At 65.2% G+C, this 13,343-nt stretch carries 12 protein-coding genes and 1 tRNA gene; 10 read left to right on the top strand and 3 right to left on the bottom strand.

The window, feature by feature from the left end; translation table 11 throughout:
• Positions 1-33: 33 nt before the first annotated feature.
• The 3 genes from ACQR1Y_RS27250 to ACQR1Y_RS27240 form a co-directional block, all read right to left on the bottom strand.
• Positions 34-309, bottom strand: coding sequence for a DUF1153 domain-containing protein (locus ACQR1Y_RS27250; RefSeq protein WP_002714638.1), 276 nt, complete (start codon positions 307-309; stop codon positions 34-36).
• Positions 310-580: 271 nt separating this feature from the next.
• A complete protein-coding gene (locus ACQR1Y_RS27245; RefSeq protein ID WP_434860434.1) occupies positions 581-1,279 on the bottom strand; it encodes a flagellar hook assembly protein FlgD in 699 nt (232 codons plus the stop codon).
• Positions 1,280-1,291: 12 nt separating this feature from the next.
• Entirely contained in the window at positions 1,292-2,890 is a 1,599-nt protein-coding gene (locus tag ACQR1Y_RS27240; RefSeq protein WP_434878921.1) for a flagellar hook-length control protein FliK, read from the bottom strand.
• A gap of 358 nt (positions 2,891-3,248) precedes the next feature.
• Between ACQR1Y_RS27240 and mnmA the strand changes: the two genes are divergently transcribed.
• The 10 genes from mnmA to ACQR1Y_RS27190 all read left to right on the top strand — a co-directional run.
• Positions 3,249-4,442: a tRNA 2-thiouridine(34) synthase MnmA gene (gene mnmA / locus ACQR1Y_RS27235; protein WP_434860432.1), complete on the top strand. Its 1,194-nt coding sequence runs from the start codon at positions 3,249-3,251 to the stop codon at positions 4,440-4,442.
• Between the two features lie 27 nt (positions 4,443-4,469).
• Complete coding sequence (locus ACQR1Y_RS27230) at positions 4,470-5,105, top strand: class I SAM-dependent methyltransferase (RefSeq protein ID WP_434860431.1); 636 nt, start codon at positions 4,470-4,472, stop codon at positions 5,103-5,105.
• Between the two features lie 75 nt (positions 5,106-5,180).
• Positions 5,181-5,531, top strand: a complete 351-nt coding sequence (locus tag ACQR1Y_RS27225) for a hypothetical protein (RefSeq protein WP_434860430.1) — start codon at positions 5,181-5,183, stop codon at positions 5,529-5,531.
• Positions 5,532-5,757: 226 nt separating this feature from the next.
• Positions 5,758-5,834: transfer RNA gene (locus tag ACQR1Y_RS27220), tRNA-Met, on the top strand.
• 1,252 nt (positions 5,835-7,086) lie between these two features.
• The gene (locus ACQR1Y_RS27215) at positions 7,087-7,404 is read left to right on the top strand and encodes an STAS domain-containing protein (protein ID WP_434878922.1); all 318 of its coding nucleotides are present in this window, start codon (positions 7,087-7,089) and stop codon (positions 7,402-7,404) included.
• Positions 7,404-7,769, top strand: coding sequence for a response regulator (locus ACQR1Y_RS27210; protein ID WP_434860428.1), 366 nt, complete (start codon positions 7,404-7,406; stop codon positions 7,767-7,769). Before ACQR1Y_RS27215 ends, ACQR1Y_RS27210 begins: the two co-directional genes overlap by 1 nt.
• Positions 7,766-9,811 (top strand): chemotaxis protein CheA, encoded by a 2,046-nt coding sequence (locus tag ACQR1Y_RS27205; protein ID WP_434878923.1) that lies wholly within the window; start codon positions 7,766-7,768, stop codon positions 9,809-9,811. Before ACQR1Y_RS27210 ends, ACQR1Y_RS27205 begins: the two co-directional genes overlap by 4 nt.
• The gene (locus ACQR1Y_RS27200) at positions 9,811-10,281 is read left to right on the top strand and encodes a chemotaxis protein CheW (RefSeq protein WP_434878924.1); all 471 of its coding nucleotides are present in this window, start codon (positions 9,811-9,813) and stop codon (positions 10,279-10,281) included. The genes ACQR1Y_RS27205 and ACQR1Y_RS27200 overlap by 1 nt, the downstream gene beginning before the upstream one ends.
• A 35-nt stretch (positions 10,282-10,316) precedes the next feature.
• Entirely contained in the window at positions 10,317-12,017 is a 1,701-nt protein-coding gene (locus tag ACQR1Y_RS27195; RefSeq protein ID WP_434894326.1) for a methyl-accepting chemotaxis protein, read from the top strand.
• A gap of 76 nt (positions 12,018-12,093) precedes the next feature.
• Positions 12,094-13,343, top strand: a 1,250-nt coding sequence (locus ACQR1Y_RS27190; protein ID WP_434894325.1) for a HAMP domain-containing protein, incomplete at its 3' end; no start/stop codon positions are given.

Below are 13,343 nucleotides of genomic sequence, written 5' to 3'. Positions count from 1 at the left end.
TTTTCGAAGAAAACCGCTCGCGTCGTTAACGCTTTATTGGCGATATTGTTGAATTCGGGTGGTGCGCAGCCCGGCGAGACCATGCTGGTCGATCGAGAACTGCCACGACAGGAATTCGTCGACGGTCAGGGTGTAGCGGCTGCACGCCTCTTCCAGGGACAACAATCCGCCGCGGACCGCAGCGACGACTTCGGCCTTGCGGCGAATGACCCACCTCTTGGTGCCTGGCGCAGGCAAATCCGCGATGGTGAGCGGGCTGCCGTCAGGCCCGATGACGTATTTCACCCTCGGGCGATGGGGTTCTGTCATGGCGTACTCACAAACTCTTAACCACTGAACTCACGGTAAGAACCTACGCCGCCTCGCTTAAAATTTGCCTAAGCAAAGGGCGGGAATCCGGCGCTCTTTGCGAACGCCGGCTCGTCCGGCGGCCAAAGGCCCCGGGAACGAGATCGTGGTAAATGATTGGTTAAGAATTTCCGGCGGTTACGCCGGTGTGTCGCCATCGTGGCTGAGCTTGATGTTCAAGCTCAGCTGCAAGCGTATCCGCTGTCTTAACTGTCGGAACAGCCCTTAAGGGCTAGTTAACGATCCGCTGGATCTGGTTCACGGTATAGGTCTGGCCGCCGATCGACAGCATAGGGGGCTGCTGGGTCAGATCGACCGAGGTGACCGTGCCCTTGACCTGGGTCGAGATGGCCACCGGCGCGCCGTTGGTCGCATCGGTGCCGACCACCGTGATCTTGTACTGCCCGTCCGGCCATTGCGTGCCGTCATTGCCCTGGCCGTTCCAATTGTAGGTCTGGTTGTCGCCGGCGCTGGCCGAATATTTGCCGCTGAAGACGGTCTGCCCGACGCTGTTGGTGATGCTCACCGTCAGGTTGCTGTCCTTCGGGATGCTGAGATCCCAGCTCGCCTTGGCGTCGGTCATGGTCGTCGTCGCGCCGTTCACGACGGCGGTCTTGCCGACGAAGGCCAAGGCCTGGGTCGCCTGCGTCGTCTGCTGCATCGAGATCAGCGACGACAGCTGGTCATTGGTCTTGAGCTGCTGCTCGACGCCGGCGAACTGGACGAGCTGCTGGGTGAACTGGTTCGTATCCAGCGGATCGAGCGGGTTCTGGTTCTGCAGCTGCGTCGTCAGCAGCGTCAGGAAGGTCTGGAAGTTGCCCGCGATGGTCGAGCCCGCGGTCGAGCCGAGGCTGCTGTTGGATCCGGTGGTGGATGTCTTGGTCGTGCCCGAGACTGCCGGGCTTGCCGTGATTGCGTCGCCGATTGCCATGGAAGCCTCCTGTTAGACCCTGATATCCACGCCGCCCTGCGCGCCGAACATGCGTCCATAGGACCGTCCGGCGAGCTGGACCGGGACGTTTTCGTCCTCGGTCACGATGAGGCGCTGGGAATTGCCGTTCTGTTGATTGTCGCCGCCGTTCTGGCCGGACGAGTTCTGGTCGCGCAGCGAGAATTGCAGCCCGCTGTCGTTGCTCTTGAGGCCGGCATCCTGCAGCGCCTGCTGCAGTTGCGGCGCGGTCTGCTGCAGCATCGCCAGCGTCTCCGGCTTCTCGACCCGCAGGTGCGAGGTGACCTGGCCGTTGCGGTCGACGTCGATGCGGACATCGATGCGGCCGAGCTCGGCCGGATCCAGCCGGATCTCGAAGCGGCTCTTGCCGTTGAGCGCGGACGCCGCGATCTCGACCGCGAGCCCGTGCAGCGGCACGCTGGCCGTCGTCTGGGCGGTCGCCGTGAGGTTGGCCGCGGTGAGCTGGGGCGTTGTCGAGGCCGGGGTCGAGAGCTGCGGCTGCAGGACGTTGGCGGCCTGGGCGCTCGGGTCGGGCAGCGGCGCATTGGCCGAGGCGTTGGTTTGGCCCGCGCCGCGCTCATGCGTGGCCGGAGCCGGAGCATTGCCGTTGGCCTTGGCGGAAGCGTCGATCTCGCCACCGTCTGTCTTGGCGCCGGCCGTCGGCTGCTGGGTGAGACCCGCGCCGTGGTTGGGCTGGGGCGCGCCCTGCGCGGCCGGATTGCCCTGGTCGGCAATCTTGCCGGCTTCGCCGGCCGTCAGGCCGGTCTTGGATTGTGCACCGGGCTTGCCGGCTGTCTTGGTGCCGCCGGGCGTGGCGGCCTCGAGCGCCGTCGTGAATGTCTGATCCGTCGCGGCGGCGGCTTCGCCGGCCGGAGTCGTGGTCCCCTCGGATCCGGTGGCCGCCGCGGCCGATCCGTCGGCCGCCTTCGCGCCGCCGTTCACCTTGGCCGTTGCCGCCATCAGGCCGGCAGCGGCATCGACCGCGCCATTCGGCCCCACCCCGGCCACTCCCACCGGTGCCGTTGCGGCGGAAGGCGTGGCTGATCCATCGGTCTCCGGCATGGCCGTGCCAGCCGCGGCGTTGGCGAGCGCGACCTCGGAGCGAATCGCGACCGCCACGGGCGAGGTCGCTGCCGCGGACTGATCGGCGGCGCCGGAGGCGGCGGTCGTCTCCGTGCCGGCGGTGTCGCCGTCCTTCTTGTCGCTGGCGGTGCCGTCGGCATCCGCCGTATCGGCCGCAGCCTTGTCGGTCGTGGTCTTGTCGGACTTGCCGGTCGCGGCGTCGGCCGCCGTATCCGAACCGCTCTTGTCGGTGCGCGGCGTGCTATCGTCGGCCTTGTCCGGTGCTCTGGCCTTGCTGGTGCGATCCATGTCGCTGCGCGCGGAGTCGCGGCTGCTCGTCGCGGCTGTGCTCGCCCGTGGCGCCGGTGTCGAAGCTGGCGACAGCGACGGACTTGGCACGTCCGGCGGAGTCGCGGCATCGACCAGCGCCGAGAAGCTGTCGGACAGCTGCGAGGCGTCCTGGCGGGACGGCTTCGGCGCCGTGGTCTTGAGAGCCGGGCCGGCCTGGATGTCTGACGTGACGCTGAACACCTTGGAACCTCTCGCAATGAAACTCGACGAGGCAGGTCAGCAAGGAGCGGGCCAGAGCGGAATGAATCAAAAAACTAAGTAATATCAATTATTTGAAAGGTAGGTGCGGACGCGCCGTCACGGCGGCGGCCCCGCCATTTCTGCCCGCCCGGCAAGATTTGCCGCTGGCCTCCGCGGCGAGCGCGATTGCTTCGCAGGACATGCGCCTATATTAAAGACCGATGCTTCTCATGTTGTTTCCGACCAGGAGACCGTGTCCGGAGACCGCTGAAAGCAAGCCATCCGCAAAGACGGCGCATGCTGGGCGTTCCCGCGCCGGGAACCTCTTGCCTGACGCCGCGATCGCAGTGACCTGACCATGCTCAACAGTCTCGATCTCGAAGGCCGTCCTGAGGACACCAGGGTCGTCGTCGCCATGTCCGGCGGCGTGGACTCGTCGGTCACGGCTGCGCTGTTGAAGTCGGAAGGCTACGACGTCGTCGGCATCACCCTGCAGCTCTACGATCATGGCGCCGCCACGCATCGCAAGGGCGCCTGCTGCGCCGGCCAGGACATCCACGACGCGCGCAACGTCGCCGAGCGGCTCGGCATTCCGCATTATGTGCTGGACTACGAGGATCGCTTCCGCGAGTCGGTGATCGACAATTTCGCCGCCAGCTACGCCTCGGGCGAGACGCCGGTGCCGTGCATCGAGTGCAACCGCGCCATCAAGTTCGGCGATCTCCTGAAGACCGCGCGCGAGCTCGGCGCCCAGGTGCTGGCGACCGGCCATTACGTCGCCTCGCGCCGCCTGGCGAACGGTTCGCGCGCGCTCGTTTGTGCCGCGGATGCCGATCGCGACCAGAGCTATTTCCTGTTCGCAACCACGCGCGAGCAGCTCGACTATTTGCGCTTTCCGCTCGGCGACATGACCAAGCCGGAGGTGCGCGAGCTCGCGCGCCGCTTCGGCCTGGAGGTTGCCGACAAGCACGACAGCCAGGACATCTGCTTCGTGCCGACCGGCCGCTATACCGATATCATCGGCAAGCTGCGTCCGAACGCGATGGAGCCGGGCGAGATCGTCGATCTCAACGGCCGCGTATTGGGCGCGCATCAGGGCATCGCCAACTACACGATCGGCCAGCGCAAGGGTCTCGGCATCGCCGCCGGCGCGCCGCTCTATGTGGTCAAGCTCGACGTCGCGACCCGTCGCGTCGTGGTCGGCCCGCGCGAGGCGCTGCGCACGCATCGAATCACCTTGCGCGAGGTCAACTGGATCGGCGACGGCGCGCTGGACACCGCCGTGCGTGACGGCATCGAGCTGTTCGTCCGCGTGCGCTCGACCCGTGCACCGCAGCCCGCCTGGCTGCGCGGCGCGGACGGTCATTACGAGGTCGAGCTCGTCGGCGGCGAGGAGGGCGTGTCGCCCGGCCAGGCCTGCGTGTTCTATGACGCAGCTTCGGGACGCGCGCGCGTGCTCGGCGGCGGCTTCATCCAGAGCGCCGAGGCGGAGAGCCGCAGCGCGGGCGGCATGGTTCGGCCGCAGCGCGTGGCCGAGCCGGTTCGCGGCTGATCAGCATCCAAAATTCAGGGCAGGGGCATGGGGGACATCGACCGCGCGGGGGTCGAAAAGGCCTACGAGCGCTGGGCGCCGGTCTACGACCTGGTGTTCGGCAAGGTCTTCGATCAGGGCCGCCAATCGACCATCGCGGAAGCCGATCGCATCGGCGGCCGCATTCTCGATGTCGGCGTCGGCACCGGCCTGTCGCTGTCGGACTATGCCCGCACGACGAAGATCTGCGGTGTCGACATCTCCGAGCCGATGCTGCGCCGGGCGCAGGCGCGTGTGCGCGAACTCAAGCTGTTGAACGTCGAGACGCTCGCGGTGATGGATGCGAAGCATCTCGCCTTCCCGAACGATTTCTTCGATGCGGTGGTCGCGCAATACGTCATCACCGCGGTGCCGGATCCCGAGGCCACGCTCGATGATTTCATCCGCGTGCTGAAGCCGGGCGGCGAGCTGATCCTCGTCAATCATATCGGCGCCGAGAGCGGACCGCGCCGCCTGTTCGAACTCGCCTTTGCGCCGATCGCGCGTAGGCTCGGCTGGCGGCCGGAGTTCCCCTGGGCGCGGCTGGTGAACTGGGCGGCGAAGCACGGCGGTGTGACGCTCGCCGAGCGCCGGCCGATGCCGCCGCTCGGGCATTTCTCGCTGATCCGCTATCGCAAGGGCTGATCCGAGGATCGTCCGATGTCACGCCTGCGCGCTGTTGGCGCGGGAACGCCAGCGCGGTCGTCGCGTTGCTCCGCTATGAGCATCAGGACATCAGTGTTCCTCTCTTTCGCGCTGGCATCGGCCGCGACGGCGGTCCTCGCCCAGGCGCCCCCCACACCGGCGACGCCGCCACAGGCGACCGCGCCGGCCCCCAATGCGAATGCCGCCTGTGCGCCGAATGCGCGGGCGACTCCGACGCCCGACGGAATCACCACCGGCCGCGCCGGCGAGCCCTTGGGCGACAAGCTCGCCAAGACCAACGGCGTGCTGTGCCCGCCGAGCGGCGTCGATCCGGAGATGCACGCGCCGACGCCCGACGCGGGCACGACACCGGTGATCCCGCCGCCCGGCAGCCCCGGCGGCAATCCAAACGTGCAGCCGAAGTGAGGTCTTAGCCGCTGGACGACGAGGTGTGCCCTGCGGACGGATCCGCTCCGAGCACGCTCACGAATCGTGCAAGCGATTGAGTTCCGGCGACAAAAATCGGCCGCCAGGAAAACCGTGGCTCGGCGCGACGTTTGCTTGACAGGGCAGGGAACGGCTCCTTATATGCCGCCCGTTCGCAGGGTTTCGCCGCGCTCTTTGACCGGCTTCACTCTTGATCGAATGCCGTGGCGGGGTAGCTCAGCTGGTTAGAGCACGGGAATCATAATCCTGGGGTCGGGGGTTCGAGTCCCTCCCCCGCTACCAACGGTCCCCACACTCCCCTCACTCTGCTCAGGCATGCCTCACCGCCGTTCAGCGAGTTGAGACGGCCTGCAATTTCGACACAGATCCCGTCCGGGCGTGTGTCATCTCTCGACACCGTCACCGTCTCCACAAGCTCTCGGATTGCTTCGGCAGCCTCGTCGTCACCTGCGCTCACACCTTTGCCGAGCGCGTTTTCGAGCCGCACCAATTGCTCTTCGTGTCGCCTTAGTAAGGAGGGGATGGAGCGCGATCGGCTGCGGAGCGGCTGGTGGCTTGGCAATTCAGCCATGATCCGCTTCCGATCGGCAGATCCTGTCCCGGGTGTGGTGCAACTCGGCAGACGTTCGAGGCGCAGGGCGGAGCCGGGTCGCCCCTCCCACGTTTCCGTGCCGAGCATCGTCAGGAGCGACGCCACGCGTGTTCGCCCGATGTTGCAAAACCGATCTCGACCACGGAGAGGAGTATGTAGTTCAACAATCCCAAATGCGTGAGGTCGAACGAGAAGCGGCCGCAAGCCACTCGATTTGTGTTGATGTGATGGGCTGGGTGCCGGTCAGGATGTCCGCGATCCGCGACTACATGTCGACGCTGCCGCTGTGCGTTCACCCCGAGGACGGTCGCGACAACGAAGCAGGAGGGGTGAGGTCGAGAAAACCGACCTCGCCGAGCGCATCCATGAGTCCGCGCTCAGGTTCATGGCGACGACGAGCAGCACAAGCTTGACGTCCAGAACGCTGCTGCGCGCGAACGGTTCAGCGCCGCATTGGACGATGCCTTTGCATCCATCCGGGCTCGCATGGACGTGGAGCACGCCGGCTTCATGATCAACCTGACCAAATTCCGGAATCCGCCATCCCCCGGCTGCAATCCATCGACCGCCCCCTGGACGACAGTCCACACGTGACGTCATCGGCTGGCGCGCCTTGAACGCAAGGCCGCTTTGGTCGTTGGACTACCACGCCGCATGCTCTGGTAACATGGTAGCTATGCGAAAATACCGCACTGCACAACCCTCGGGCGTAGCTGAAGTTCAGTCGAGACGCTGAAAATTGTGTTTGTTCGCCTATCAAACGACACATTTTCGCCACTCGGCATTTGAGCAAGCGAGGTCGACGTTGCAATTCTAGGTAGTGTTCAGCGGCTTCGAGGAGGTAATCGGTTAAGTTTTTTATTACGGGCAGGGGCGAAACTCGTTTCCAGTCGGGTTGAAGTTTCTTTTTGTTGCAACCCGAGGGCGTGGGGAAGATCAGCAATGCAAGATACAATCGAGTCGCGGCGATCGCTGCGGCTCCCGGCTGATTGCAGCATCGCGGCGATACACGGCGTGCATGATCAGATCCGAGAAGCGTTCGATGGGCAGCGCCGGCTCGAGATCGATTGCTCCGATGTCGTCAAAGCCGATGTGACGTCGATTCAGCTCCTGCTCTCCACCACGATGACCGGCGCGGCGCAAGGTCGATCGGTGATCCTGACCTCGTTCTCCCAAAACCTTCGGCGCATCCTGCAGCGCGCGGGCGTGCTGCGCGCGGCGCCGCCGAAACATGTCTCCAAAGATAAGGCTAGCACCTGATGGCGATCGTCCTGACTGTCGACGACTCCCCCAGCATCCGGCAGATGGTCAAGGTGACGCTTGAGCCAGCCGGGCATCAAGTGATCGAAGCCGGCGACGGCGTCCAGGGACTAGCGAAGGCGCAGACCAGCCGTCCCGATATCGTCATCACCGACCTCAACATGCCGGCGATGAATGGACTCGAGTTGATCCGCGCGCTGCGCAAGGAGCGCACCCTGACCGGGATGCCGATCCTGTTCCTCACCACCGAGTCCAACGATGCGGTGAAGCAGGAGGCCAAGAGCGCCGGGGCCACCGGCTGGATCACAAAACCCTTCAAGCCCGAGCAGCTGCTCGCCGTGGTCGGCAAACTGGTGCGGGCATGAACAGCGTGGACCCTGTCGAGGTCTTCCGGCAGGAAGCCTCCGAATTGTTCGAGACCCTCGAAGGCGCGCTGCTCGATCTCTGCCAGCGCCCCGACGACCGCGAGCTGATCGACGCCGCCTTTCGCGCCCTGCACACGATCAAGGGCTCAGGCGCCATGTTCGGCTTCGACAAGGTCGCCGCGTTCACCCACGAATTCGAGACGGCCTTCGAGCTGATCCGCCGAGGTGAAGTCAAGCCGACCCAGGAACTCATCTCGGTGGGGCTCGCGGCCAAGGACTACATCCGCGCCCTGATCCACGCGCCGGAGACTGTCGATTCCATCATCGGCGACGCCATTCTGGACGAATTGAAGCAGCTCGTCGCGCCCGGCATCCCGGCCTTCGAATCCACGCCGGACAGGCCTGCGGCGGTGCCGTCCGAGCACCATGCGGCGGGCTGGCTGCTGCGGCTGGAATTCGATGCGCAGATCCTGCGCAACGGCTCCAATCCGCTCGACATGCTCGAAGATCTGGCCAAGCTCGGGCCTTGCTTCGCCGTGCCGATCACCACTGACATTCCCCTGCTCGACGCCCTCGAGCCCGAGGACTGTTACCTCAAATGGGAGGTGACGCTGTCCTCCGATTGCGACAAGGCCGCGATCGAGGATGTCTTCATGTTCGTGCTCGACGAAATGAAGCTCGGCATCACGCCGATGGCCCGCGTCGAACTTCCGGAGTTTGCCCCCTTGCTGCAGGAGGCGGACAGCGAGCCGCCTCCGTCTGCGACCGTGCCCGTGTCTGCCCCGCCGGATGCTGCGGCCGCCGAGCGGCCGGCTCTACCCGCCGAGCCCCGGCGCGAGGAGCCGAAGCGCAACGAAGAGCGCAGCATCGCGACCGTCCGGGTGCAGGCCGAGCGTCTCGACGAACTGATGGACCGGGTTGGCGAGCTCGTGATCGCCCAGGCACGGCTCAGCCAGCTCGCGGCGACGGGCTCCGACCTCTCGATCAAGCTGATTGCCGAGGAGATCGAGCGTCTCGCGGCAAGCCTGCGCGACACCACGATGGGTGCGCGCATGGTGCCGATCGGCTCGTTGTTCGGGCGCTTCCGGCGCCTGGTGCACGATCTGTCGCGCGAACTCGCCAAGCCGGTGGAGTTCGTGACCACCGGCGAGGACACTGAACTCGACAAGACCATGATCGAGTGCCTCGCCGATCCGCTCGTGCATCTGATCCGCAACGCGATCGATCACGGCATCGAGGATGCCGGACGGCGTGCCGCGGCCGGCAAGCCCTCTCAGGGCCGCATCGAACTGTCCGCCGTTCATGCCGGGGCGCAGGTTCTGGTGACCGTGAGCGACAATGGCGGCGGCCTCGATACCCGTCGCATTCGGGCCAAGGCAGAGGAACAGGGACTGATCGCGCCGGGTGCGGCGCTGACCGATCATGAAATCCATCAGCTGCTGTTTCATCCTGGCTTCTCGACCGCGCAAACGGTGTCCGCCCTGTCCGGGCGTGGTGTCGGCATGGATGTGGTCAAAAAGACCATCGAGAACATGCGCGGCTCGATCGATCTGATCACGAGGCCCGGCGAGGGGACGACGGTCACGCTGAGGTTGCCGCTGACGCTGGCGATCATCGAGGGACTCCTGATTCGAGTCGGCGCCGGCCGCTACATCATTCCGCTGTCGGCGGTCGAGGAATGCGTGGAGCTGACGGCGGCCGATCAGCGCTCGCGCGGCCGCAGCTTCCTCAATGTGCGCGGCGGACTGGTGCCGTTCCTGCGGCTCCGGGAGGTGCTGCAGATGGACGGCGCGGCCGAGGAGCATCAGAAGACCATCATCATCTCGACCGGCGAGACCTGTGTCGGCCTGGTCGCCGATCAGATTATCGGCAACCACCAGACCGTCATCAAGTCGCTGTCCAAGCTGCATTCCGATGTGACCATCTTCTCCGGTGCGACCATCCTGGGTGATGGCACCGCGGCGCTGATCCTCGATGTCGGGCAGCTCGTCGCGCTCGCGCAGTCGCAGGCCGAGAAACTGCAAATGAACGAGGCCGCCTGATGACTGCATCACCGACGCAGCCAGCCGGAGCCCATGCCGTCAGCGCCATGCAGGTCGTCATGATCGGCCTCGGCGAGGAGAAGTTCGCACTCGACGCCGGCCTGGTGCGCGAGATCATCGATCCCGTGCCGGAGACCAAGGTCGCCGGCGCCAAGGCTTACGTGCCGAGCCTGATCAATGTCCGCGGCAATGTGATTCCGCTGGCCGACCTGCGGATCCGCTTCGGGATGCCGCCGACCGAACATTCCGTCGACAGCCGGATCGTCGTGATCGAACTCATGCTTGACGGCGAGCCGGTTCTGGTCGGCGTGACTGCGGACAAGGTCTACGAGGTCACCGAGATCTCGCAGACCGACGTGCAGCAGACGCCGCGTGTCGGCATGCATTGGAAGCCGGAGTTCATCCGCTTCATCACCAAATGGCGTGAAGAGTTCGTCATCGTTCCGAACATGGAACGCATTCTGAACTGAAATACGTCTCGGGGGCGAGACGCGAGGGGCTGAAGATGAGATTCACCGTAAAGGCAAAGCTGGCGGTCGCGTTCGGACTGATTATCGTGTTGTCCGCCACCGCGAGCGTCATCGCCTACATGAAATTGGCCGATCTGACCGCCGTCTCGGAAGCCATTGTCCTTCGCGCCGGGCGCATGGAGAAGGCTGCGGAGATCGAGATCGAGATCCTGCGCCAGGTCCGCGCCGAGAAGAATGCACTGTTGACGACCGGCGCCGAGTCCGAGCAGTTCATCGCCGACATCGGCCCTGCGCGCGAGCTCGTGTTCAAGTCGAAGGACGCCGTCTACGCGATGGCCAGCGAGGGCGGCAAGAAGCTGCTCGAGGCTTTCGCCGCGACCTACGCCAAGATGAATGCGTTCGAGGACGAGACCATCAAGCTGTCGAGGGTCGACAGGGCGGCGGCAACGGATCGATCGGTCCGTGAAGGCAAGAAGCTCGTCACCGATACGCTGGACGCGGCGGACGCCTATATCACCTACACCAGAAAGGGCATGGCGGACCAGGCCGCTCAGGCACGCGAGGAGGGCGCCCGTGCGCAGTTCCTGCTGACTGTTCTGGCTGCGGTCTCCACACTCATTGCCGTCGCTGCGGCGCTCTGGATGTCGCTCACGATCAGCCGCGCCCTTGGCCGCGCCGTCGGCCTTGCCGGCGCCGTCTCCAATGGTGATCTCAGCCAGACCATCAGCATCTCCAGCAATGATGAGATCGGCGATCTGGTCAAATCTTTGAATGGGATGGTCGAGAAGCTCCGGCAGATCGTCGCCGATGCGCTGTCCGCCGCGCACAACGTGTCGGCAGGCAGCCAGGAGCTGTCGGCGAGTGCCGAGCAGCTGTCGCAGGGCGCGACCGAACAGGCCTCGTCGGCCGAAGAGGCCTCCTCGTCGATGGAGGAGATGGCGGCGAATGTGAAGCAGAACGCCGAGAACGCCAGCCAGACCGAGAAGATCGCGGCGCAATCGGCCAAGGACGCGGAAATGAGCGGCGCAGCGGTCGGCCGCGCGGTGGAGGCGATGCAGACAATCGCCGAGAAGATCACGATCGTGCAGGAGATCGCCCGCCAGACCGACCTGCTGGCGCTGAACGCGGCGGTCGAGGCGGCGCGGGCCGGCGAGCATGGCAAGGGGTTTGCGGTGGTCGCCTCCGAGGTGCGCAAGCTCGCCGAGCGCAGCCAGGCGGCGGCAGCCGAGATCGGCACGCTGTCCTCGGAGTCGGTGAAGGTCGCCCGCGAGGCCGGCGGGATGCTGTCCAAGCTGGTGCCTGACATCAAGAAGACGGCGGAGCTGGTAGTTGAGATCACGGCCGCGTGCCGCGAACAGGACATCGGATCGGCCCAGATCAACCAGGCCATTCAGCAACTCGACAAGGTCGGGCAGCAGAATGCGAGTGCATCCGAGCAGGTGTCCTCGACCTCGGAGGAGCTCGCCTCGCAGGCCGAGCAGCTGCAGTCCACCATCGCCTTCTTCCGCATCGGATCCGCCGATGACCTCGGGGCCCGCCAAATGGATGATGCGGTCACGCGGCTGCGTGCCAAGGCAGCAACGATGAAGGCGGCTGACCGCGGCGCGAAGAGGCTGTCCGCCGCAAGGCCCGCGACTGCGGCTCGTCGACCGCTCAAGGCAGCGGCTGGCGGCGGTGGCTTTGCCTTCGTGATGGACGACGGCAGAGACGAGCGAGACGCCGATTTTCAAGCCTGAGGGCTGTCGGCAGAACGGCGCGTTGCAACTTTCCGGTCCGGCACGAGAGCGCCGCCCAGATCATGAAGGAACGAAGATGCGATTCACGATCAAGGCCAAACTGGCCTCCACGTTCGGCGCCGTGATCCTGCTGTCCGCGATCACGGGTGGGATCGGTTATATGAAGCTGAGCGATACGGCCACGGCGACCGAGAGCATCGTGTCAGCCGCAGGCCGGCTCGACAAGGCTGCGCGCCTGAAGGAGAACGTGCTGCTGCAGATCCGCGCCGAGAAGAACGCGCTGCTGGCCGCGTCGGACGCCGAGATGGATCGCTATATCACCGAGGCGATCTCCATCCGGGCCGCGACGGTGAAGACTCGGGATGAGATCTACGCAGTTGCCACGGAGGCCGGCAAGAAGATCCTCGACAGGATCGAGACCAGCTACGCCAATACGAACGCGCTCGAGGATCATACCTTCAAGCTGCTGAAATCCGACCGGACTAAAGCGATCGAGCATTCTTCGAACGACGAGCGCAAGGCGGTGGCGGAAACGCTCGAGCGCCTTGGTGAATACGACACGTTCCTGAAGAAGCTGATGGCGGACAAATCCGAGCAGGCTCGGCAGGAGGGCAGCCATGCCCAGATGCTGATGCTTGGTCTGGTTCTGGTGTCGCTGATGTTCGCCGCGGCCGCCGCGTTCTGGATGTCTCTCAGCATCGGCCGGACGCTGGCGCGCGCAGTCGGGCTGGCCGATGCGGTGGCGATCGGCGATCTCAGCCAGAAGATCGACAAGGTTCATGATGACGAGGTCGGCGACCTCATCAAGTCGCTGAACACGATGACCGCGAACCTCAATGCCACCGCGCTGATCGCCGCCGAGGTCGCCCAGGGCAATCTGGACGTTGCGGCCAAGCCGCTGTCCGACAAGGACACCCTCGGTCTTGCGCTTCAGCGCATGCTGGAGAGTCTCAACGCCACTGCGGCGGTTGCCCAGGAGATCGCGCGTGGCAACCTGACCGTGGAAGCCAAACGTATCTCCGACAAAGACAAGCTCGGCATCGCGCTCGAGCACATGGTGGACAAGCTCCGGCAGATCGTCGCTGAAGCCCTGACCGCCGCGCACAACGTGTCGGCTGGCAGCCAGGAGCTGTCGGCGAGTGCCGAGCAGCTGTCGCAGGGCGCGACCGAGCAGGCATCGTCGGCCGAAGAGGCCTCCTCGTCGATGGAGGAGATGGCGGCGAATGTGAAGCAGAACGCCGAGAACGCCAGCCAGACCGAGAAGATCGCGGCGCAATCGGCCAAGGACGCGGAAATGAGCGGCGCAGCGGTCGGCCGCGCGGTGGA

This window comes from Bradyrhizobium sp. HKCCYLRH3099 (assembly GCF_051167855.1).
In the GTDB taxonomy this organism is placed as follows: domain Bacteria; phylum Pseudomonadota; class Alphaproteobacteria; order Rhizobiales; family Xanthobacteraceae; genus Bradyrhizobium.
This window is presented reverse-complemented; position numbering and strand designations above follow the sequence as displayed.